At 67.5% G+C, this 21612-nt stretch carries 31 protein-coding genes; 2 read left to right on the forward strand and 29 right to left on the reverse strand.

Annotated elements, in window-relative coordinates; genetic code table 11:
* Positions 1–52 precede the first annotated feature (52 nt).
* Entirely contained in the window at positions 53–823 is a 771-nt protein-coding gene (locus tag OG373_RS16745; RefSeq protein WP_405439089.1) for a hypothetical protein, read from the reverse strand.
* 297 nt (positions 824–1120) lie between these two features.
* On the opposite strand from OG373_RS16745, the gene coaA reads away from it, so the two are divergent.
* Together coaA and OG373_RS16755 are read left to right on the forward strand one after the other, a co-directional pair.
* A complete protein-coding gene (gene coaA, locus OG373_RS16750; RefSeq protein WP_397733161.1) occupies positions 1121–2170 on the forward strand; it encodes a type I pantothenate kinase in 1050 nt (349 codons plus the stop codon).
* A gap of 57 nt (positions 2171–2227) precedes the next feature.
* Entirely contained in the window at positions 2228–3199 is a 972-nt protein-coding gene (locus OG373_RS16755) for a DUF389 domain-containing protein (protein ID WP_405439090.1), read from the forward strand.
* A 5-nt stretch (positions 3200–3204) separates the two neighbouring features.
* On the opposite strand, the gene glmM is transcribed toward OG373_RS16755, so the two are convergent.
* The 28 genes from glmM to rplP all read right to left on the reverse strand — a co-directional run bounded on the left by glmM (position 3205) and on the right by rplP (position 21608).
* The gene (gene glmM / locus OG373_RS16760; protein ID WP_405439091.1) at positions 3205–4563 is read right to left on the reverse strand and encodes a phosphoglucosamine mutase; all 1359 of its coding nucleotides are present in this window, start codon (positions 4561–4563) and stop codon (positions 3205–3207) included.
* 135 nt (positions 4564–4698) lie between these two features.
* Positions 4699–5217 (reverse strand): 30S ribosomal protein S9, encoded by a 519-nt coding sequence (gene rpsI, locus OG373_RS16765; protein ID WP_397733166.1) that lies wholly within the window; start codon positions 5215–5217, stop codon positions 4699–4701.
* Between the two features lie 42 nt (positions 5218–5259).
* Entirely contained in the window at positions 5260–5703 is a 444-nt protein-coding gene (gene rplM, locus OG373_RS16770) for a 50S ribosomal protein L13 (protein ID WP_008739660.1), read from the reverse strand.
* A 230-nt stretch (positions 5704–5933) separates the two neighbouring features.
* Positions 5934–7187, reverse strand: coding sequence for a glycosyltransferase family 87 protein (locus OG373_RS16775; protein WP_405439092.1), 1254 nt, complete (start codon positions 7185–7187; stop codon positions 5934–5936).
* Positions 7188–7256: 69 nt separating this feature from the next.
* The gene (locus tag OG373_RS16780) at positions 7257–8885 is read right to left on the reverse strand and encodes an ABC-F family ATP-binding cassette domain-containing protein (RefSeq protein WP_405439093.1); all 1629 of its coding nucleotides are present in this window, start codon (positions 8883–8885) and stop codon (positions 7257–7259) included.
* Between the two features lie 33 nt (positions 8886–8918).
* Positions 8919–9770 (reverse strand): tRNA pseudouridine(38-40) synthase TruA, encoded by an 852-nt coding sequence (gene truA / locus OG373_RS16785; protein WP_405439094.1) that lies wholly within the window; start codon positions 9768–9770, stop codon positions 8919–8921.
* A 99-nt stretch (positions 9771–9869) separates the two neighbouring features.
* Positions 9870–10331, reverse strand: a complete 462-nt coding sequence (rplQ, locus tag OG373_RS16790) for a 50S ribosomal protein L17 (RefSeq protein ID WP_030154710.1) — start codon at positions 10329–10331, stop codon at positions 9870–9872.
* Between the two features lie 104 nt (positions 10332–10435).
* Positions 10436–11458: a DNA-directed RNA polymerase subunit alpha gene (locus tag OG373_RS16795; protein WP_008739666.1), complete on the reverse strand. Its 1023-nt coding sequence runs from the start codon at positions 11456–11458 to the stop codon at positions 10436–10438.
* Between the two features lie 150 nt (positions 11459–11608).
* Positions 11609–12013: a 30S ribosomal protein S11 gene (rpsK, locus tag OG373_RS16800; RefSeq protein ID WP_003956432.1), complete on the reverse strand. Its 405-nt coding sequence runs from the start codon at positions 12011–12013 to the stop codon at positions 11609–11611.
* A gap of 54 nt (positions 12014–12067) precedes the next feature.
* Entirely contained in the window at positions 12068–12448 is a 381-nt protein-coding gene (gene rpsM, locus OG373_RS16805) for a 30S ribosomal protein S13 (RefSeq protein ID WP_069921529.1), read from the reverse strand.
* A gap of 199 nt (positions 12449–12647) precedes the next feature.
* On the reverse strand, positions 12648–12761 hold the full coding sequence (rpmJ, locus tag OG373_RS16810; protein WP_003956441.1) for a 50S ribosomal protein L36: 114 nt from the start codon (positions 12759–12761) through the stop codon (positions 12648–12650).
* Positions 12762–12835: 74 nt separating this feature from the next.
* Positions 12836–13057, reverse strand: a complete 222-nt coding sequence (gene infA / locus OG373_RS16815; protein WP_003956442.1) for a translation initiation factor IF-1 — start codon at positions 13055–13057, stop codon at positions 12836–12838.
* A gap of 138 nt (positions 13058–13195) precedes the next feature.
* Complete coding sequence (map, locus tag OG373_RS16820) at positions 13196–14047, reverse strand: type I methionyl aminopeptidase (RefSeq protein ID WP_030008476.1); 852 nt, start codon at positions 14045–14047, stop codon at positions 13196–13198.
* A 104-nt stretch (positions 14048–14151) separates the two neighbouring features.
* On the reverse strand, positions 14152–14799 hold the full coding sequence (locus OG373_RS16825) for an adenylate kinase (protein WP_405439095.1): 648 nt from the start codon (positions 14797–14799) through the stop codon (positions 14152–14154).
* Entirely contained in the window at positions 14799–16112 is a 1314-nt protein-coding gene (gene secY, locus OG373_RS16830; RefSeq protein ID WP_189970611.1) for a preprotein translocase subunit SecY, read from the reverse strand. Before secY ends, OG373_RS16825 begins: the two co-directional genes overlap by 1 nt.
* Before the next feature lie 187 nt (positions 16113–16299).
* Positions 16300–16755, reverse strand: a complete 456-nt coding sequence (gene rplO, locus OG373_RS16835) for a 50S ribosomal protein L15 (RefSeq protein ID WP_030008473.1) — start codon at positions 16753–16755, stop codon at positions 16300–16302.
* A 1-nt stretch (position 16756) separates the two neighbouring features.
* Positions 16757–16939: a 50S ribosomal protein L30 gene (gene rpmD / locus OG373_RS16840; protein WP_053682614.1), complete on the reverse strand. Its 183-nt coding sequence runs from the start codon at positions 16937–16939 to the stop codon at positions 16757–16759.
* On the reverse strand, positions 16939–17541 hold the full coding sequence (rpsE, locus tag OG373_RS16845; RefSeq protein WP_073912880.1) for a 30S ribosomal protein S5: 603 nt from the start codon (positions 17539–17541) through the stop codon (positions 16939–16941). The genes rpmD and rpsE overlap by 1 nt, the downstream gene beginning before the upstream one ends.
* Positions 17542–17586: 45 nt before the next feature.
* The gene (gene rplR, locus OG373_RS16850; RefSeq protein WP_008739696.1) at positions 17587–17970 is read right to left on the reverse strand and encodes a 50S ribosomal protein L18; all 384 of its coding nucleotides are present in this window, start codon (positions 17968–17970) and stop codon (positions 17587–17589) included.
* Positions 17971–17972: 2 nt separating this feature from the next.
* Positions 17973–18512, reverse strand: coding sequence for a 50S ribosomal protein L6 (gene rplF / locus OG373_RS16855; protein ID WP_030388858.1), 540 nt, complete (start codon positions 18510–18512; stop codon positions 17973–17975).
* Between the two features lie 20 nt (positions 18513–18532).
* Positions 18533–18931, reverse strand: a complete 399-nt coding sequence (gene rpsH, locus OG373_RS16860; protein WP_008739698.1) for a 30S ribosomal protein S8 — start codon at positions 18929–18931, stop codon at positions 18533–18535.
* A gap of 222 nt (positions 18932–19153) precedes the next feature.
* Positions 19154–19339: a type Z 30S ribosomal protein S14 gene (locus tag OG373_RS16865; RefSeq protein WP_003956452.1), complete on the reverse strand. Its 186-nt coding sequence runs from the start codon at positions 19337–19339 to the stop codon at positions 19154–19156.
* A 5-nt stretch (positions 19340–19344) separates the two neighbouring features.
* Positions 19345–19896 carry a 50S ribosomal protein L5 gene (rplE, locus tag OG373_RS16870; protein WP_030388859.1) on the reverse strand — a complete coding sequence of 184 codons (552 nt, stop codon included), beginning with the start codon at positions 19894–19896 and terminating at the stop codon, positions 19345–19347.
* Positions 19896–20207 carry a 50S ribosomal protein L24 gene (gene rplX, locus OG373_RS16875; protein WP_030008468.1) on the reverse strand — a complete coding sequence of 104 codons (312 nt, stop codon included), beginning with the start codon at positions 20205–20207 and terminating at the stop codon, positions 19896–19898. The genes rplE and rplX overlap by 1 nt, the downstream gene beginning before the upstream one ends.
* A 2-nt stretch (positions 20208–20209) precedes the next feature.
* Positions 20210–20578 carry a 50S ribosomal protein L14 gene (gene rplN, locus OG373_RS16880; RefSeq protein WP_008739701.1) on the reverse strand — a complete coding sequence of 123 codons (369 nt, stop codon included), beginning with the start codon at positions 20576–20578 and terminating at the stop codon, positions 20210–20212.
* A gap of 105 nt (positions 20579–20683) precedes the next feature.
* A complete protein-coding gene (rpsQ, locus tag OG373_RS16885) occupies positions 20684–20965 on the reverse strand; it encodes a 30S ribosomal protein S17 (protein ID WP_030026328.1) in 282 nt (93 codons plus the stop codon).
* Complete coding sequence (gene rpmC, locus OG373_RS16890) at positions 20965–21189, reverse strand: 50S ribosomal protein L29 (protein WP_008739703.1); 225 nt, start codon at positions 21187–21189, stop codon at positions 20965–20967. The genes rpsQ and rpmC overlap by 1 nt, the downstream gene beginning before the upstream one ends.
* Complete coding sequence (rplP, locus tag OG373_RS16895) at positions 21189–21608, reverse strand: 50S ribosomal protein L16 (protein ID WP_008739704.1); 420 nt, start codon at positions 21606–21608, stop codon at positions 21189–21191. The genes rpmC and rplP overlap by 1 nt, the downstream gene beginning before the upstream one ends.
* Positions 21609–21612: the final 4 nt, after the last annotated feature.

The raw sequence follows: 21612 nt of genomic DNA on the forward strand, positions 1-21612 counted from the left end.
ACCCGCCCCGGCGAATACGCCGGAGCGGGGTTGACGGCTCGTCGGGCCGGGGTCAGCCGAGCTTCTTCACCTGGGCGTCGACGACGGCCTTCGGCTGCTCCGCGACACCGGTGAGGCTCAGGGCCGAGAAGGTCGCCAGGGTGTTGCCCTTGCGCACGACCACGAGCTCCATGGTCATCGTCTCGCCGTCCGCGTCACCCGTCACGGTGTACGCGACGGCCTCGTCGCCCGCGGTGACGGCGGCACCCGGAGCCACCTTCGTGATCTTGAGGGAGTCGCCCGCCTGGCTGCCGGTGTAGCCGCCGGCGCAGGCCGTGCCCGCCGTCCTGACGGAGGCGAAGGCCTCCGCGGCGCCCTTGCCCTCGTACGAGGCGAGGTAGACCGAGGTGGTGGTGCCGCCCAGGGCGTCCAGCCCGGCCTTGAGCTTCTCCTCGGGGCTGGCGTCGGCGGCGGGCTCCTTGCCCTTGGTGACGGCCCTGGTGCCGGCCGTGCCCGCGGCGGTGCCCACCGGGTTCATCGACTGCGCCGAGACCAGCGGCTGGCACTCCGGCTTGTCGCTCTTGGCGCCGACCACGGCGGCGGTCTCGGCGTCGGTGGGCGCCTTGACCACGTGGGTCGGCAGGTCGGCCTGGACCACGATCACACCGGCCAGCTCGGCGTTCGTCTTCGCCTTGGCGGCCGGGGCAGCCGACGACGCGGCGGCCTCGGACGGCTTGGCGTCCGCCTTGGTGTCGGCCTTGTCGGAGCCGCAGGCGGTGGCCAGCAGGGCCAGGGACACCGCGGAGGCGGCCAGGACGGTACGACGGACAAGAGCGTTGCGCACGAGAAACTCCCCCATGGAAAAGACAGCGACAGGGCAGCCCTGACCGCGCCCCTCGGAGCGGGGCGTGGAGATGACTGCGATGATCAACAATGTACGGGGCGGTGGATCACCAGGGCGCCCCGGGCCGCGATCACGGCCAATCGTGACCCGGGCGATACACCAAGAATTTCCAATCGAAACCACCCGGCGTGCAACCCTCCCGGTTCCGGCCGCGCCCCGACCGACAGCCGCCCCTGCCGTTGCACACGTGACCGACCACACCACCCACAACCGGCCCGGAGCCCCGACAATGGCGTTGTGATCACTTCGCCGCCACGAAGCAACACGCCGGACGACGCAACGGAGCGCACCGGGCGGGACGGGCACCCCACGCGCCCCGCACACCGCCGCGGCCCCGACGCCTCGCCGTACGTCGACCTCACCCGCGCCGAGTGGAGCGCCCTGCGGGAGCGGACCCCGCTGCCGCTGACCGCCGACGAGGTGGAGCGGCTGCGCGGCCTCGGCGACGTCATCGACCTCGACGAGGTCCGCGACGTCTACCTGCCGCTCTCCCGGCTCCTGAACCTCTACGTGGGTGCCACCAGCAACCTCCGCGGCACCCTCAACACCTTCCTCGGCGACGCGGGCAACGGGCACGGCGCCCAGCAGGGCACCCCCTTCGTCATAGGCGTCGCCGGTTCGGTCGCCGTGGGCAAGTCCACCGTGGCCCGCCTGCTCCAGGCCCTGCTCGCCCGCTGGCCCGAGCACCCGCGCGTGGAGCTGGTGACCACCGACGGGTTCCTGTATCCGATGAAGGAGCTCCAGCGGCGCGGGCTCACCTCCCGCAAGGGGTTCCCGGAGTCCTACGACCGGCGCGCGCTCACCCGCTTCGTCGCCGACATCAAGGCCGGCAAGGACGAGGTGCGGGCCCCGGTCTACTCGCACCTGATCTACGACATCGTCCCCGGCGAGGAGCTCGTCGTCCGCCGCCCGGACATCCTCATCGTCGAGGGCCTCAACGTGCTCCAGCCGGCCCTGCCCGGCACCGACGGCCGCACCCGCGTCGCCCTCGCCGACTACTTCGACTTCAGCGTGTACGTGGACGCGCGCCCCGAGGACATCGAGCGCTGGTACCTGGGCCGCTTCCGGAAGCTGCGCGCGACCGCCTTCCAGAACCCCTTCTCCTACTTCCGCAAGTACACCCAGGTCTCCGAGGAGGAGGCGATGGAGTACGCGCAGACGATGTGGCGGACGATCAACCGGCCCAACCTGCTGGAGAACGTGGCGCCCACCCGCGGCCGGGCCACCCTCGTCGTCCGCAAGGGGCCGGACCACAAGGTGCAGAAGCTGAGTCTCCGCAAGCTCTAGGGGATTTCCTGCCGGTCGGCAGAACGCCTCGCAGCCCCCAGTGGCTAGGGTGCGGGCATGCTGCATCTGCGGATGATCACCCCGCACCACCTCACCGAGCAGGTCGTGACGCTGATCGACCGGACGGTCGGGACCACCCATCTGGTGGTGCTGACCGGCGCCGCCCGCGACCCCGAGGGCGACCTCGTCCTGTGCGACGTCGCCCGCGAGGCCGCGGACGAACTGCTCCAGGAGATGCGGGCGCTCGGCATCGACCAGAGCGGTTCGATCGCCGTCGAGAACATCGACCTGTCGATCTCCAGGCGCGCCGACGACGCCGAGGAGGAGGCCCCCGGCGAGGCCGCCGACGCGGTGGTCTGGGAGCAGCTCGCCGAATCGACGCACGAGGAGTCCACCCTCACGATCACCTACGCCGCATTCATGATCATCGCGACGATGATCGCGGCCTGCGGTGTGGTCCTGGACAACGCGATCCTGATCGTGGGCGCCATGGCGGTGGGCCCGGAGTTCGGCCCGCTCGCCGGCATCTGCACCGGCCTGGTGCAGCGCCGACCCAGGCTCGCCGGGCGCTCGCTCGTCGCCCTGGTGATCGGCTTCACGGTGGCGATCGCGGCGACGACCGTCTTCAGCCTGGTGATGACCGCGTTCGGCCTGTTCCAGGAGGGGATGCTCGAGAACCCCCGGCCGAACACCAGCTTCATCTGGCAGCCCGACCCGTTCTCCTTCGTGGTGGCGCTGCTCGCCGGTGTGGCCGGAATGCTGTCGCTGACCTCGGCGAAGGCCGGTGCGCTGGTGGGCGTGGCGATCTCCGTCACCACCGTCCCGGCGGGTGCCAACGCCGCCGTGGCGCTCAGTTACGGCGACTTCGCACAGATGTGGGGATCGGGCGTTCAGCTGGCCCTGAACCTGGGCGGCATCATCCTCGCCGGGACGCTCACCCTCATGGCCTGGAAACTGCTGTGGCGCACCCAGGAGAGCCGGATGATCCGGAAACCGGGTGCGCCACGCAGGCCGGGCAGCGGCCTCTAGAACGCCTAGCCCAGAGCGGACTTCACGACGTCCGCGAGCCGGCCGGCGACCGAGCGGGCCTGCTCGATGTCCGCGGCCTCGACCATCACGCGTACGAGCGGCTCCGTACCGGACGGACGCAGCAGCACCCGCCCGGTGGTGCCCAGCTCGCGCTCGGCGTCGGCCACCGCCGCGGCGAGCTCGGCGGAGGTGGTCACGCGGGACCTGTCCACGTCGGGAACGTTGATCAGCACCTGCGGCAGTCGCTGCATGACGCCCGCCAGCTCGGCGAGGGACTTGCCGGTGGCCGCGACGCGCGCCGCCAGCAGCAGGCCGGTCAGCGTGCCGTCGCCGGTCGTCGCGTGGTCGAGGATGATCACGTGGCCGGACTGCTCGCCGCCGAGCGCGTACCCGTGCTCCTTCATCGACTCCAGCACGTACCGGTCGCCGACCCCGGTCTGCACGACCTGGATGCCCTCGGACTCCATGGCCAGCTTGAAGCCCAGGTTGGACATCACGGTGCCGACCACGGTGTTCTCGCGCAGCTGGCCGGCCTCGCGCATGGCCAGTGCCAGCACCGCGAGGATCTGGTCGCCGTCGACCTCCGCGCCGGTGCCGTCCACGGCCAGGCAGCGGTCCGCGTCGCCGTCGTGCGCGATGCCGAGGTCGGCGCCGTGCTCGACCACGGCGGCCTTGAGCAGGCCGAGGTGGGTGGAGCCGCAACCGTCGTTGATGTTGAGGCCGTCGGGCTCGGCACCGATCGTGATGATCTCCGCGCCGGCGCGGGTGAAGGCCTCGGGCGAGACGTACGCGGCCGCGCCGTGCGCCTCGTCGAGGACGACCTTCAGGCCGTCGAGGCGGTTGGGGAGAACCCCGATGAGGTGGGCGACGTACTTGTCGAAGCCCTCGGTGTAGTCGGAGACGCGGCCGACGCCGGAGCCGGTGGGCCGGTCCCAGGGGGCGCCGGTGCGGTGCTGCTCGTAGGTCGACTCGATGCGGTCCTCCAGCTCGTCGGCGAGCTTGTGGCCGCCGCGCGCGAAGAACTTGATGCCGTTGTCGGGCATGGCGTTGTGGCTGGCGGAGAGCATCACGCCGAGGTCGGCGCCCAGCGCACCGGTGAGATACGCCACCGCCGGGGTGGGCAGCACACCGACGCGCAGGACGTCCACGCCCGCGCTCGCGAGGCCCGCCACAACAGCGGCCTCCAGGAATTCGCCGGAGGCACGGGGATCCCGGCCGACCACGGCGGTCGCCCGGTGGCCCTCGAAGGTGCCCGCCTCGGCGAGTACGTGGGCTGCCGCCACGGAGAGGCCGAGCGCGAGCTCCGCCGTCAGATCCGCGTTGGCAACGCCGCGTACACCGTCCGTCCCGAAGAGTCGTCCCACTGTTGTCCTCCCGAGTTTCCGCTTCGCGTATGACCGCTTGTGACAGGTATTTGCCGCTTGTGGCGGTAAACGAACCGCCCCGACAGCACAGAGAGTGCTGCCGGGGCGGTTTCGTTGCAGAACAGCAGGCGCAGATTAACGCTTGCTGTACTGCGGAGCCTTACGGGCCTTCTTGAGACCGGCCTTCTTGCGCTCGACCGCACGGTCGTCGCGGGAAAGGAAGCCGGCCTTCTTCAGCGCCGGGCGGTTGTTGTCCACGTCCGCCTCGTTCAGCGCACGGGCCACGCCGAGGCGCAGGGCGCCGGCCTGGCCGGACACGCCGCCACCCGCGATGCGGGCGATGACGTCGTAACGGCCGTCGAGCTCGAGGAGCTTGAAGGGCTCGTTGACTTCCTGCTGGTGCACCTTGTTGGGGAAGTAGTCCTCAAGGGTGCGACCGTTGATCTTCCACTTGCCGGTGCCCGGAACGATCCGGACGCGGGCGATGGCGTTCTTGCGACGGCCCAGGCCGGCGGCCGGCTGGGGGTCGCCGAAGCGACCGGCAAGGGACTCGGAGGTGTAGTCGCCCTCGACGGCGACCTCAGACTCGCTGGTGTACTCCTCGACGTTGCCCTCGAACTCTTCGACGGTCGTCTCGGCGGTGGTCTCGGCCACGATGCTCCTCAGAATTTTCTACGTCTTAGGGGGTGGCCGGAACTACTGCGCGACCTGGGTGATCTCGAACGGCACCGGCTGCTGGGCAGCGTGGGGGTGCTGGTCGCCCGAGTAGACCTTCAGCTTCGAGAGCATCTGACGGCCCAGGGTGTTCTTGGGGAGCATGCCCTTGATGGCCTTCTCGACGGCCTTCTCCGGGTTGTTCGCCAGGAGGTCGTCGTAGCGCACCGAGCGGAGACCGCCCGGGTAGCCGGAGTGGCGGTACGCCATCTTCTGCGACGCCTTGTTGCCGGACAGGTGAACCTTGTCGGCGTTGACGATGATGACGAAGTCGCCCATGTCCATGTGGGGGGCGTAAGTCGGCTTGTGCTTACCCCGCAGGAGGGCAGCGGCCTGGGTCGCCAGACGGCCGAGGACAACGTCCTGGGCGTCGATGACGAGCCACTGGCGCGAGATGTCGCCGGGCTTGGGGCTGAACGTACGCACGCGTATGCCTTCGCTTCTTCAGTGGTGGTATCCCAAGGGCGCAAGCCCCACGGGAAGGTCCTGACAGGGTCACCACGGACGATCACGACAGCCCTCGTTCACATCGGGGACGCAACCCGTGTGAACTGCTGGTCATCGGTCCGGTGGACCGGCGCAAGGCCTTTCACGTGAGAATGAGAAAGCCAATACGCATAACAAACCAGCAGGATACCCAAGCAGACCCGTACGGGTCAAAACGCGGTCCGCGCTGCCGATTCTGCTGGCGTCGCGGCGCACTCCGGTTCGGTCCTGGGTGGGGACCCCGCAGTTGTTACGTGCCCAAGAGTAACCCGCCCGGAGCGCAGCGCACGACGCACGAGCACCATCGCGAGCCCGCACAGGGCGGCGCAGTCCTTGAAGGCGCGCCGTTTGTGGGCCAGCTCCGACGGCCACGGGATCAGCACCACCTGGGGCGTCAGGGCCAGCCAGAACCAGGGCGAGCGGGGCATCGAGCCCGGCCGCACCCCCGAGGCCAGCAGCAGCGGCAGCACCACCAGGAGGTAGTGGTCGAAGGAGGGACGGGAGACCAGGAATGCGGCGAGCATCACCATGCAGGCCGTCTCCACCAGCCGCAGCTGCCCCTGGTCGGACTCGTCCGGCCGCCGCCAGCGCCGCCAGGCGCCCCACAGCCCGGCTCCGGCCCCCGCGAAGGCCAGCGCCACCGCCACCGGCTCCGGGACCCCCAGCCGCGGCAGCACGGCGATCGGCGAGGCGTCCCACGGCAGGGCGTACGAGTCCTGCCCCTGCAGCAGGAACGGCAGCGTCTTGGTGAAGAACAGCGACGGGCTCGGCATCATCAGCGCGCCGGCGAGCGAGACCCCCAGCGGTACCAGCACGGCCACGGCCAGCCCCCGCCACTGCCGGGCCAGCAGGAACAGCAGCCCGATCGGCACCAGCATCGGCTTGCAGGCGATCGCCAGCCCGATCACCAGCCCGGCCGCACCCCACGAACGCCGGTGCGCGAGCAGCAGGGCCACCGGCAGCGCGGCCGCCGAGATGGCCGTCCAGTTGCCGATCAGCACGAGGTTCACGTACGGCTTGTAGACCAGGGCGAAGACCCCGAGACCGCACACCGCGAACCGCGAGCGCAGCGGCACCGAGAACAGCCGCAGCGCGGCCAGCCAGCCGATGCCCAGCAGCCCCGACATCCCGACCGGCAGCACCCACCGCAGCACCGTCTGCGGCAGCAGGGCCTCCGGAACCGCCATGATCACGGCACTGGGCAGGTAGAGGAACCGCTTGTCCTCGTACGGGGACCCGCCGGCCAGCAGCGTCTCGGCGGCCTTGACCACGAAGGCGTTGTCGGAGCCCCAGTTCTCCCGCAGGCTCGTGGAGACCGCGATCCCGAGAAGCACCGCGAGCGAGGCGAACTGCCAGAACCGGGAGGCCGGCCGCATCAGCCAGTCGACCAGCCGGTTCCCGGACGTCTGGTTCTCCCACTTCATCAGCCAGATGCTCGGCCGCAGCCCCACGACGCCTGCCCCTCACTCCACAGAGGGGGCGACGGTCTCCCCCTAGCGCTTGCGTTCGACTCTACGTTCGTCCCAGACGGGTTCCTGAGTCTCCCGCACAACACCGTCCGAACCGAAGACCAGGTAACGGTCAAATGTGCGCGAGAACCACCGGTCGTGCGTGACGCACAGCACAGTGCCGTCGTAGGACTCCAGGCCGTCCTGGAGCGCTTCCGCGGACTCCAGGTCCAGGTTGTCCGTGGGCTCGTCGAGCAGCAGCGCCGTGGTGCCCGCCAGCTCCAGCAGCAGGATCTGGAAACGTGCCTGCTGGCCGCCCGAGAGCTTCTCGAAGGGCTGCTCGCCCTGGCGCTCCAGCTCGTAGCGGCGCAGGGCCCCCATCGCCTGGCCCAGGGGCTTGGCCGCCTCCGTCCACAGGATGTCGACGAGGGTGCGGCCGAACAGCTCCGGGTGCGCGTGCGTCTGCGCGAAATGGCCGGGAACCACCCGTGCGCCCAGCTTCCAGGTGCCCGCGTGCTTGACGTCCTCGCCCGCCAGCAGCCGCAGGAAGTGCGACTTGCCCGAGCCGTTCGAGCCGAGCACCGCGACCCGCTCCCCGTAGAAGACCTCCAGGGAGAACGGCTTCATCAGCCCCGTGAGCTCCAGGTTCTCCACGGTCAGCGCCCGCACGCCGGTCCGGCCGCCCTTGAGCCGCATCTTGATGTCCTGCTCGCGCGGCGGCTCCGGCGGCGGGCCGGCCTCCTCGAACTTCTGGAAGCGGGTCTGCATCGCCCGGTAGCGCGAGGCCATGTCGGGGCTGGAGGCGGCCTGATTGCGCAGCCGCAGCACCAGGGCCTTCAGGCGGGCGTGCTCCTCGTCCCAGCGCCGCTTGAGCTCCTCGAAGCGCGCGAAGCGCTCCTTGCGGGCCTCGTGGTACGTCGCGAAGCCGGCGCCGTGCACCCACACGTCGCTGCCCGTCGGGCTCGCCTCCAGGCTGATGATCTTCTCCGCCGCCTGGGTGAGCAGTTCCCGGTCGTGGCTGACGAAGAGCACCGTCTTGCGGGTGGCCTTCAGCTGCTCCTCCAGCCAGCGCTTGCCCGGGACGTCGAGGTAGTTGTCCGGCTCGTCGAGGAGCAGCACCTCGTCGGGCCCGCGCAGCAGCGCCTCCAGCACGAGCCGCTTCTGCTCACCGCCCGACAGCGTGCGCACCTCGCGGAACTGCGCCGAGTCGTACGGGATGGCCAGCGCGGCCATGGTGCAGACGTCCCACAGGGTCTCCGCCTCATAGCCCTGCACGTCGGCCCAGTCGCTGAGCGCCTGGGCGTAAGCCATCTGCGCGGCCTCGTCGTCGACCGTCAGGATCAGCTGCTCGGCGTGGTCCACGGCCTTCGCGGCCTGCCGGATCCGCGGCTGGGCCACGGAGACCAGCAGGTCCCGTACGGTCGTCTCGTCGCGTACGGAGCCCACGAACTGCGACATCACGCCGAGCCCACCGCTGATGGTGACCCCGCCGCCGTGCGGCTGGAGCTCTCCGGAGATCAGCTTGAGCAGGGTGGTCTTGCCGGCGCCGTTCGCCCCCACCAGGGCCGCCACCGACCCCTCACCGACCCGGAAGGAGACGTCGGGGAGCAGGACCCGCCCGTCGGGAAGGTAGTACTCCAGGTGGCTGGCTTCGAGATGTCCCATGCCGCGCATTGTCCAGGCCGGGCCCCGATCCGCCCAAACGGATTAGCAGCAGCCCGCGCCCGGCAGGGTTCGCATGTTGCGCGCTTCCTTGCTGCGGGCGGCCAGCAGCTCGTCCGCCGGGTAGCCGACCTCCTCCAGGGTCAGCCCGTGCGGCTTGACCACGTGCACCGAGGAGTCCCGTACGCCGGCCGCCAGCACCTTGCCGGGCCAGTCGGTGGGCCGGTGCCCGTCCCCGACGTGCAGCAGGGCGCCGACCAGCGAGCGGACCATGTTGTGGCAGAAGGCGTCGGCGCGGACGGTCGCGGTGATGATCCCGTCCTCCGCGCGCTCCCAGCCGAGCTGCTGGAGCGTACGGATGGTCGTGGCGCCCTCGCGCTTCTTGCAGTACGCGGCGAAATCGTGCTCGCCGAGCAGCGGGGCGGCGGCCTCGTTCATGGCGTCGACGTCGAGCGGCCACTGGTGCCACAGCACGTGCCCGCGGCGCAGCGGGTCGACGCCGCCCTGGTGGTCGCCGACGCGGTACGCGTAGCGGCGCCAGATGGCCGAGAAGCGCGCGTTGAAGCCCTCGGGGGCCTCTGCGACCTTCCACACCCGTACGTCGTGGGGCAGGCGGCCCGCGAGGCGCCGCAGCAGCTTGTCGTGGTGCTCGGCCCACACCTCCTCGGCGAGGTCGAACTGCGCGACCTGACCGCGGGCGTGCACCCCCGCGTCGGTCCGCCCGGCCACGGTCAGCTCGACCGGCTCGGACAGCCGCATCACGGTCTGCAGGGCCGACTCCAGCTCGCCCTGGACGGTCCGCAGCACGCGCTGCTTCGCCCAGCCGGAGAAGTCCTTGCCGTCGTAGCTCAGGTCCAGCCGCACCCGGACGTGCCCGGGCTCCACCTCGTCACTCACGTGACCGATCCTCTCAGAATCACCCATACGCAGAACGGGCCCGCCCCGGAAGGGGGCGGGCCCGTTCAGAGCCGTTCAAGCAAGCATGATCCCGGGGGATCAGGCCTCCTTGGTCTCCTCGGCGGGGGTCTCGACAGCCTCCGCCTCCTTGACCGCGCGCTTGGTGGCGGCCTCGGCCTCACCGGTGGCCTGCTGGGCGACCGTAAGGGCCTCGACCAGCTCGATCACGGCCATCGGGGCGTTGTCGCCACGACGGTTGCCGATCTTGGTGATGCGCGTGTAACCACCGGGGCGGTTCTCGTAGCGCGGGGCGATCTCGGTGAACAGCGTGTGCACGATGCTCTTGTCCGTGATCGTCTGCAGCACCAGGCGACGGTTGTGGATGTCGCCCTTCTTGGCCTTGGTGACCAGACGCTCGGCGTAGGGACGCAGGCGGCGGGCCTTGGCCTCGGTGGTGGTGATGCGGCCGTGCTCGAAGAGCGCCTTCGCGAGGTTCGCGAGAAGGTGCTTCTCGTGCGCGGCGGAGCCGCCCAGACGGGCACCCTTTGCGGGACGCGGCATTGTTACTCCTTCAAATCTGCACCGGCCGTGTCAGGTACCGGAGTCAGTTCCCTCAAGCGGTCGCGAGAGGGGGGTGTGGGGGCGTGAGCCCCCCACAAGCTTTTCTAGTACTGCTCGGTCTCGACGAAACCGGCGTCCGCGTCGTCGTCGGCGCCGAAGGCGTCGGCGGCGGCGGTCGGGTCGAATCCGGGCGGGCTGTCCTTGAGGGCCAGGCCCATGCCGGCCAGCTTCGCCTTGACCTCGTCGATCGACTTCGCACCGAAGTTGCGGATGTCGAGCAGGTCGGCCTCGGAGCGGGCGACGAGCTCACCCACGGAGTGGATGCCCTCGCGCTTGAGGCAGTTGTACGACCGAACGGTGAGCTCGAGCTCCTCGATCGGCAGCGCCAGGTCGGCGGCCAGGGCGGCGTCCGTCGGCGACGGGCCCATGTCGATGCCCTCGGCGTCGATGTTGAGCTCGCGGGCCAGACCGAACAGCTCGACCAGGGTCTTACCGGCGGACGCCATGGCGTCACGCGGGCGCATGGCCTGCTTGGTCTCGACGTCGACGATCAGCTTGTCGAAGTCGGTGCGCTGCTCGACTCGGGTCGCCTCGACCTTGTAGGTGACCTTGAGGACCGGGCTGTAGATGGAGTCGATCGGGATGCGACCGATCTCCTGGCCCAGCTGCTTGTTCTGGACGGCGGAGACGTAGCCGCGACCGCGCTCGACGGTCAGCTCCATCTCCAGCTTGCCCTTGCCGTTGAGCGTGGCGAGGACCAGGTCCGGGTTGTGCACCTCGACACCGGCCGGGGGCGCGATGTCAGCAGCGGTGACCAGGCCGGGGCCCTGCTTGCGCAGGTACATCACGACCGGCTCGTCGTGCTCCGAGGAGACGACCAGCTGCTTGATGTTGAGGATGATGTCGGTGACGTCTTCCTTGACGCCCGGCACGGTGGTGAACTCGTGCAGGACACCGTCCACGCGGATGCTGGTGACAGCGGCACCCGGGATGGACGACAGGAGCGTACGGCGCAGGGAGTTGCCGAGGGTGTAACCGAAGCCCGGCTCCAGCGGCTCGATCACGAACCGCGAGCGGTACTCGTCGACGACCTCTTCGGTCAGCGAAGGACGCTGAGCGATAAGCATGTCTGTGTTCCTTCATTCGTGGACGCCCACTATTTGACGCCCGACGGAGTGCAGCACGGGGCTGCGGACTACAAGGGTACGGGCGGTACGTCCCCCGCGAGGGGTTCGTACCGCCCGGACACTCAAAGACGCACAGGTGCGTCCGCTGCGTCAGACGCGGCGGCGCTTCGGCGGGCGGCAGCCGTTGTGCGGGGTGGGGGTGACGTCCTGGATCGAGCCGACCTCGAGGCCGGTGGCCTGGAGGGAGCGGATCGCGGTCTCGCGGCCGGAGCCCGGACCCTTGACGAAGACGTCAACCTTGCGCATGCCGTGCTCCTGCGCGCGGCGGGCGGCCGACTCGGCGGCCATCTGCGCGGCGAAGGGGGTGGACTTGCGCGAGCCCTTGAAGCCGACGTGGCCGGCGGAGGCCCAGGAGATCACGTTGCCCGAGGGGTCGGTGATCGAAACGATGGTGTTGTTGAACGTGCTCTTGATGTGGGCGTGCCCGTGAGCGACGTTCTTCTTTTCCTTGCGGCGCACCTTCTTGGCAGCGCCCTGACGACCCTTGGGGGGCATCTAAATCTCCTACGGGAGGTGGTCGGTCCTACAGCGCAAGACCGCTGAACAGGACTACTTCTTGCCCGGCTTCTTCTTACCGGCGATCGCGCGACGCGGGCCCTTGCGGGTACGCGCGTTCGTGCTGGTGCGCTGGCCGTGCACCGGGAGGCCGCGACGGTGGCGGATACCCTGGTAGCACTGGATCTCGATCTTGCGGCGGATGTCGCCCTGGATCTCGCGGCGGAGGTCACCCTCGGTGCGGAGGTTGGCGTCCACGTACTCGCGGATCTTGACGAGGTCCTCTTCGGCCAGGTCACGAACGCGGGTGTTCGGGTTCACACCGGTGGCCGCAAGGATCTCCTTGGACCGGGTGCGACCGACACCGAAGACGTAGGTAAGTGCGATCTCCACGCGCTTTTCGCGCGGGATGTCAACACCGGAAACGCGTGCCATTCAATGGCTCCTGTGTGTTCGGGGGTCTTCAGCAGAATCAACCCCGACCGCCGACCACACCTGATGGGTGGTGGTACGTCCGGGTCCCCGGCCCCCGCCGGAGGTGCCGCCGGCCCTTCTCAGGGCTGGGCGGATTCTGCGTATGTACGTTTTCTTACGTCGCGCGAAGAACTGCGAAAGGCAGGTCGGTCGGCGTGCGTCAGCCCTGGCGCTGCTTGTGGCGCAGGTTGTCGCAGATGACCATGACCCGACCGTGACGGCGGATCACCTTGCACTTGTCGCAGATCTTCTTGACGCTCGGCTTGACCTTCATGTTGGTGAGGTTCTCCGGGTCAGTGCCACCACCCGCACCGGGACAAGACGCCCAGGCAGGAGTGAGAGCAAGATCTACTTGTATCGGTAGACGATCCGGCCACGCGTGAGGTCGTACGGAGACAGCTCCACGACGACCCGGTCATCAGGGAGGATGCGGATGTAGTGCATGCGCATCTTGCCGCTGATGTGCGCGAGGACCTTGTGACCGTTCTGGAGTTCCACCTTGAACATCGCGTTCGGGAGGGACTCGATCACGGTGCCCTCGATTTCGATGGCACCTTGCTTCTTGGCCACGCTTCGCCTTTCGAATCGGCTACCTTGATCGGCCTCGTGCGCCATGCAGGCATGGGAGTGCACGAGAGCCGACGAGTCAGTCTACGACAGGGCACCCGGAAAGACGAATCCGGAAAGTTTGCCCCAGAGTCTAGATCATTAACCGAGGGGGTCCGGAGCCGTGGTGACTCCGTACTCCGCCAGCTTCGCCTTGCCGCAGTCCGGGCTGGTCAGGACGATGGGCCCCGCCTCCGTCAGCGCGATGGAGTGCTCCCAGTGCGAGGACCAGGTGCCGTCCGTCGTGATGACCGTCCAGTCGTCCGAAAGGACCTCCGTCTGGGCGGTTCCCAGGGAGACCATCGGCTCGATCGCCAGGCAGACGCCCGGAACGAGCTTGATCCCCTTGCCCCGCTTGCGCGAGACGTAGTTCAGCAGGTGCGGGTCCATGTGCATCTCGGACCCGATGCCGTGGCCGCCGTAGTCCTCGATGATCCCGAACTTGCCGAGGCTGTGCTCACCGGTGGTGGGGCGGGGCTGGCGCTTGATGTACGTCTCGATCGCCTTCGAGATGTCCACGAGGCGGTTGCCGAGCTTCATGGCGGCGATACCGGCCCACATGGACTCCTCGGTCACCCGGGACAGCTCCACGAGCTCAGGGGCGTGCCCCGTGCCGACGAAGGCCGTGTAGGCGGCGTCGCCGTGCCAGCCGTCCACGATCGCACCGGCGTCGATCGAGATGATGTCGCCGTCCTTGAGGACGGTCTTGTCGTCCGGGATGCCGTGGACGACGACCTCGTTCACCGAGGTGCAGATCGTCGCGGGGAAGCCGCCGTAGCCGAGGAAGTTCGACTTGGCACCGGCGTCCGCGATGACCTTGCGGGCCACCATGTCCAGATCCCGCGTCGTGGCGCCCGGTACGGCCGCCTCACGGGTCGCAGCGTGGATCGCGGCGACGACCAGCCCTGCCTCGCGCATCTTCGCGATCTGCTCGGGGGTCTTGATCTGGACCATGGGAAATGCCTTCCACCTTCGGATCTGCGCTGTTCGGGTCTTCTCAACAGTACGGCCGCGATGTCCTGGGGACACCGCGGCCGTACCTGCACAACAAAGGGCTACTACTTCTTGAGGGCGTCCATCGCGCGCTTCGTGACGTCCGCGACCTCACCGAGGGCCGGGATGGTCACCAGCAGGCCCTGGGCCTTGTAGTAGTCGATGATCGGCTCGGTCTGCGTGTGGTAGACCTCCAGCCGGTTGCGGACCGTGGCCTCGGAGTCGTCACCGCGCTGGTAGAGCTCGCCGCCACAGGTGTCGCAGACGCCCGCGGTCTTCGCCGGGGCGTACGTCACGTGGAAGACGTGCGAGGAGTCGTTGCGGCAGATCCGCCGGCCGGCGATCCGCTTGACGACCTCGTCCTCCTCGACCTCCAGGTCGAGGACGGCGTCGAGCTTCATGCCCTCGGCCTGGAGCATCACGTCGAGGGCCTCGGCCTGGGAGACGTTGCGCGGGAAGCCGTCGAGCAGGAAGCCGTTCACGGCGTCCGACTGCTCCATACGGTCCTTCGCCATCCCGATGGTCACCTCGTCGGGGACCAGGTCGCCGGCGTCCATGAACGCCTTCGCCTGCTTGCCCAGCTCGGTGCCCTGGCTGATGTTGGCCCGGAACAGGTCGCCCGTGGAGATGTGCGGAATCGACAGGTTCTTGGCAAGGAACGCGGCCTGCGTTCCCTTGCCCGCACCGGGCGGTCCAACGAGGACGATTCGCATCAGCGGAGGAACCCTTCGTAATTACGCTGCTGGAGCTGGCTCTCGATCTGCTTCACGGTTTCCAGACCCACACCCACGATGATCAGGATGCTCGTCCCGCCGAACGGGAAGTTCTGGTTCGCTCCGAAGCCGGCCAACGCCATCGTCGGCACAAGAGCGATGAGACCCAGGTACAGCGACCCCGGCCAGGTGATCCGGTTGAGTACGTAGCTGAGGTACTCGGCGGTGGGTCGACCGGCGCGGATGCCCGGGATGAACCCACCATACTTCTTCATGTTGTCTGCAACTTCCTCGGGGTTGAACGAGATCGCCACGTAGAAGAACGCGAAGAAGACGATCAGGAGGAAGTACACCGCGATGTAGTACGGGTGGTCGCCCTTGACGAAGTGCTTCTGGATCCAGGTGGCCCAGCCCGCGGTGGAACCGCTGAACTGCACGACCAGCGCCGGGATGTAGAGCAGCGACGAGGCGAAGATGACGGGGATGATGCCCGCCTGGTTCACCTTGAGCGGGATGTAGGTCGACGTACCGCCGTACGCACGGCGGCCGATCATGCGCTTCGCGTACTGGACCGGGATCCGGCGCTGCGCCTGCTCGACGAAGACCACCAGGCCGACCATCGCGAGGCCGACGAGCATGACGACGCCGAACTCGACCCAGCCGTCGGCGATCTTGCCCTGGAGCTTGATCTGCCACAGCGCGCCGATGAAGCCGGCGGCGATCGAGATGAACATGAGGATCGACATGCCGTTGCCGATGCCGCGGTCGGTGATGAGCTCACCGAGCCACATGACGACGCAGGTACCGGCGGTCATGGTGACCACCATGACGACCGTGGTGAAGATCGACCGGTCGGGGACGATCTGGCTGGCGACCTGGCAGCCCTGGAACAGGGCACCGGTGCGGGCCGTGGCGACGAGGCCCGTGCCCTGCAGGATCGCGAGCGCGACCGTCAGATAGCGCGTGTACTGAGTGATCTTCGCCGTGCCGGACTGTCCCTCTTTTTTGAGGGTCTCCAGCTTCGGGATGACCACGGTCAGCAGCTGCAGAATGATGCTCGCCGTGATGTAGGGCATGATGCCGAGCGCGAAGATCGTGATCTGCAGCAGCGCACCGCCGCTGAACATGTTGACCAGACCGAACAGCCCATTGCTGCTGCCCGCCTGTTCGACACAGATCTGAACGTTCTTGTAGCTCACGCCGGGTACCGGGATATGGGACCCGAGCCGGAACAGCACGATGATGCCGAGCGTGAAGAGCAGCTTCTTGCGCAGGTCGGGCGTCTTGAACGCCCGGGCGAACGCGGTGAGCACGGTGCCTCCTGCGACCCCCGCGCTACTGCGTCAGAGGTGACGGTCTGAGGGATCGACGTATACGACAAAGCAAAGGTGCACGCCACCTTACCGGCGAGTGTGCCTTCCGTGGAACGACCGACCGGGGATGCCCCATATGTGAGGCATCCCCGGTCGGGTTTCGAGCTATTCAGCCACTGAAATCGTCTTAGACGAGCTCGGTGACGGTGCCGCCGGCAGCGGCAATCTTCTCCTTGGCGGAGGCGGAGACGGCGTCAACCGAAACCTGCAGCGCCACGGAGATCTCGCCCTGGCCCAGGACCTTGACGAGGCTGTTCTTGCGAACCGCGCCCTTGGCGACCAGGTCGGCCACCGTGACTTCTCCACCCTCGGGGTAGAGAGCGCCGAGCTTGTCCAGGTTCACGACCTGGAACTCGGTGCGGAACGGGTTCTTGAAGCCCTTGAGCTTCGGCAGGCGCATGTGGAGGGGCATCTGCCCACCCTCGAAGCGCTGCGGGATCTGGTAACGGGCCTTCTGGCCCTTCGTACCACGACCGGCCGTCTTACCCTTCGACGCCTCACCACGACCGACACGGGTCTTCGCGGTCTTGGCGCCGGGGGCGGGACGGAGGTTGTGGGCCTTCAGCGGGCTGTTCTCAGCCATGTTAGTCAACCTCCTCAACCGTCACGAGGTGGCGGACGGTCTGCACCATTCCGCGGAACTCGGGGCGGTCCTCCTTGACGACCACGTCGTTCAGGCGCTTGAGCCCGAGCGAACGCAGAGTGTCGCGGTGGTTCTGCTTGCTGCCGATGTACGACTTCGTCTGCGTGATCTTGAGGCGAGCCATTACGCACCCGCCCCAGCACGTGCACGAAGCAGAGCCGCGGGGGCGACGTCCTCGAGGGGCAGACCACGGCGAGCCGCGATCTCCTCGGGACGCTGCAGGCCCTTGAGCGCTGCGACGGTCGCGTGCACGATGTTGATCGCGTTCGACGAACCGAGCGACTTCGACAGGATGTCGTGAACGCCGGCGCACTCCAGAACGGCGCGCACCGGGCCACCGGCGATAACACCGGTACCGGGGGAAGCCGGCTTCAGGAGCACGACGCCCGCGGCACGCTCGCCCGTGATCGGGTGAGGGATCGTGCCCTGGATGCGCGGAACCTTGAAGAAGGACTTCTTGGCTTCCTCGACACCCTTGGCGATGGCCGCGGGAACTTCCTTGGCCTTGCCGTAACCGACACCTACAGTGCCGTCACCGTCGCCCACCACGACCAGCGCGGTGAAGCTGAAGCGGCGACCACCCTTGACAACCTTGGCGACGCGGTTGATCGCGACAACGCGCTCAACGTAAGCGGTCTTCTCGGCGGCAGGGCCACCGTCGCGACCCTTCCGGTCCCGCCGCTCGCCGCCACCGGCACCGCTTCCGCGGCGCTGGGGTCCAGCCATTGGATTACCTCTCTCTGTTACGTCCGTGAGTCCCGGAACCGGGGCTTAGAACTTCAGCCCGGCTTCGCGGGCGGCGTCAGCCAGAGCGGCAATGCGCCCGGCGTATCGGTTGCCACCGCGGTCGAACACGACGGTCTCGACACCCGCAGCCTTGGCACGCTCGGCGACGAGCGCGCCGACGGCCTGGGCCTGGGCGCTCTTGTCGCCTTCGCCACCGCGGATCGAGGTGTCCAGGGTCGACGCGGACGCCAGGGTGTGACCCTGGAGGTCGTCGATGACCTGAGCAACGATGTTGCGGTTGGAACGCGTCACGACGAGGCGCGGACGCTCCGCCGTACCCGACACGTTCTTGCGAATGCGGATGTGGCGGCGAGCCTTGGCAGCGCGCTTGTACGCGTCACCCTTGGCGATCTTCACACCGTATGCCATGGCTACTTACCAGCCTTTCCGACCTTGCGGCGGATGACTTCGCCGGCGTACTTGACACCCTTGGCCTTGTACGGGTCGGGCTTCCGCAGCTTGCGGATGTTGGCGGCGACCTCGCCGACCTTCTGCTTGTCGATGCCCTCGACCGAGAACTTGGTCGGCGACTCGACCTTGAAGGAGATGCCCTCGGGCGCCTCCACCAGGATCGGGTGGCTGTAACCCAGCTGGAACTCCAGGTTGGAGCCCTTCGCCAGGACACGGTAACCGACACCGCTGATCTCGAGAGCCTTGACGTATCCCGTGGTCACACCGGTGATCATGTTCGCCACCAGCGTGCGGGACAGGCCGTGCAGGGCCTTGTTCTGACGCTCGTCGTTCGGACGGGTGACGTTCAGAACGCCGTCCTCGCCCTTCACAACGGCGATGGGAGCCTTGACGGTGTGGGAAAGGGAACCCTTGGGGCCCTTAACCGCGACCGTGCTGCCATCGATGGTGACGTCCACACCGGCGGGAACCTGGATGGGGAGCTTGCCGATTCGCGACATTGCTTTTCCTCCGTTCCCGACTACCAGACGTAGGCGAGGACTTCCCCACCTACGCCCTTCTTGCCTGCCTGCTGGCCGGTGAGCAGACCGTGGGACGTGGAGATGATCGCCACGCCCAGGCCGCCGAGCACCTTCGGCAGGTTGGTGGACTTCGCGTACACGCGCAGACCGGGCTTCGAGATCCGCTTGATGCCCGCGATGGAGCGCTCACGGTTCGGCCCGAACTTCAGCTCGAGGACGAGGTTCTTGCCGACCTCGGCGTCCTCGACCTTCCAGCCGGTGATGAAACCCTCCTGCTTGAGGATCTCTGCGATGTGCGACTTGATCTTGCTGTGCGGCATCACGACGGAGTCGTGGTACGCCGAGTTAGCGTTACGCAGACGGGTCAGCATGTCTGCGATCGGGTCAGTCATGGTCATGAAGTGGCCTTCGGCCTCTCTCGCCGGGGTTTCCTGTATGCGCCATCCCTCTCCCCACTCAGTGGCGGGACGGGTGCGGTGCGGGGACCTACGGCGTAGTAAGTCGATAGGGCGGTGGACGCCCAACCCCACAAGCCTACGGCATGCGGTGCTGGGCACCCACCGACCAGATGCTTACCGAGAGTCTCTGGTACTTCCCAAGTCCTTACGGACGGAAGGGAATTACCAGGAGCTCTTGGTCACGCCCGGCAGCTCGCCACGGTGAGCCATCTCACGAAGGCACACGCGGCACAGGCCGAACTTGCGGTACACGGAGTGGGGGCGACCGCAGCGCTGGCAGCGGGTGTACGCACGCACACCGAACTTGGGCTTACGGGCAGCCTTCGCGATGAGAGCCTTCTTCGCCATCTCGCTTACGCCTCCTTGAAGGGGAAGCCGAGGTGACGAAGGAGGGCACGGCCCTCGTCGTCGTTGGTCGCCGTGGTGACCACGGTGATGTCCATACCCCGGGTACGGTCGATCTTGTCCTGGTCGATCTCGTGGAACATGACCTGCTCCGTGAGACCGAAGGTGTAGTTACCACGGCCGTCGAACTGCTTCGGCGACAGACCACGGAAGTCACGGATACGCGGCAGCGCGAGCGACAGCGTACGGTCCAGGAACTCCCACATGCGGTCACCACGGAGGGTGACGTGGCAGCCGATCGGCTGACCCTCGCGCAGCTTGAACTGCGCGATGGACTTGCGGGCCTTCGTGACGGCCGGCTTCTGACCGGTGATCGTCGTCAGGTCCTTGATGGCGCCGTCGATCAGCTTGGAGTCGCGGGCGGCGTCGCCCACACCCATGTTGACCACGATCTTCACGAGGCCGGGAATCTGCATGACGTTCTCGTAGGAGAACTCTTCACGCAGCTTGCCCGCGATGTCCTCGCGGTACTTCGTCTTGAGACGCGGAGTGGTAGCCATCAGATGTCCTCACCCGTCCGCTTGGCAACGCGGATCTTGTTGCCCTCGTCGTCGAAGCGGTAGCCGACGCGGGTGACGACCTTCTTGCCGTCCTTCTCCACAACCAGCTGAACGTTGCTGACGTGGACCGGGGCCTCGGTGATCACAATGCCACCGGCCTGGTTCTGCGCAGCCTTGGTGTGCTTCTTGACCCGGTTGACACCCTCGACGAGGACGCGGTTGTCGGCGGGGAAGGCGACGATGACCTTGCCCTGCTTGCCCTTGTCCTTACCGGTGATGACCTGAACCAGGTCGCCCTTCTTGATCTTCATGCTTACAGCACCTCCGGCGCGAGCGAGATGATCTTCATGAACTTCTTCTCGCGCAGCTCACGGCCCACCGGGCCGAAGATACGGGTGCCGCGAGGGTCGCCGTCGTTCTTCAGAATGACGGCGGCGTTCTCGTCGAAGCGGATGTACGAGCCGTCCTGGCGGCGACGCTCCTTGACGGTGCGAACGATGACTGCCTTGACGACGTCACCCTTCTTCACGTTGCCACCGGGGATCGCGTCCTTGACGGTGGCGACGATGACGTCACCGATGCCCGCGTAGCGGCGACCGGAACCACCGAGAACACGGATGCAAAGGATCTCCTTTGCACCAGTGTTGTCGGCGATACGCAGTCGCGACTCCTGCTGGATCACGTGTATCTCCTGTTTGTCTGCCGGTTCCCGGCGGGGGCTTCACTCCGGAGAGCGTCGCCCCCACCGAGCCTGGCGGAACGAATCTGAGGGAGACCCCTCAGATAATTACTTGGCCTTCTCGAGGATCTCGACGATGCGCCAGCGCTTGCTCGCCGACAGCGGACGCGTCTCCATGATGAGGACGCGGTCGCCGACGCCGGCAGCGTTCTGCTCGTCGTGCGCCTTGAGCTTGTTCGTACGGCGGATGACCTTGCCGTACAGCGCGTGCTTCACGCGGTCCTCGACGGCGACGACGACGGTCTTGTCCATCTTGTCGCTGACGACCAGACCCTCACGGGTCTTGCGGAAACCGCGCTCGTTCGTCTCAGTCACGTTCTTCTCGCTCATCAGGCGCTCTCCACCGTCTCGATACCGAGCTCACGCTCGTGCATCAGGGTGTAGATGCGAGCGATGTCCTTACGGACGGACTTGAGCCGGCCGTTGTTCTCCAGCTGGCCCGTGGCCGCCTGGAAGCGGAGCTTGAACAGCTCCTCCTTGGCCTCGCGCAGCTTGCCAACGAGCTCCTCGTTGCCGAGCTCACGCAGCTCGGACGCCTTGGTTCCCGTCGCCATCACGACTCACCTGCCTCGCGCCGAACAATCCGGCACTTCATCGGAAGCTTGTGAGCAGCGCGGGTGAGCGCCTCACGAGCAATCTTCTCGTTCGGGTAGGACAGCTCGAACATGACCCGACCCGGGTGCACGTTGGCGATCCACCACTCGGGAGAACCCTTACCGGAACCCATGCGGGTTTCGGCCGGCTTCTTCGTCAGCGGGCGGTCCGGGTAGATGTTGATCCAGACCTTGCCGCCACGCTTGATGTGGCGGGTCATCGCAATACGAGCCGCCTCGATCTGGCGGTTCGTCACGTAAGCCGGGGTCAGCGCCTGGATGCCGTACTCGCCGAACGTGACCTCAGTACCGCCCTTGGCCATACCGCTGCGCTTCGGGTGGTGCTGCTTGCGGTGCTTGACCCTACGAGGGATCAGCATGTCG

The organism is Streptomyces avidinii (assembly GCF_045161815.1).
In the GTDB taxonomy this organism is placed as follows: domain Bacteria; phylum Actinomycetota; class Actinomycetes; order Streptomycetales; family Streptomycetaceae; genus Streptomyces; species Streptomyces avidinii.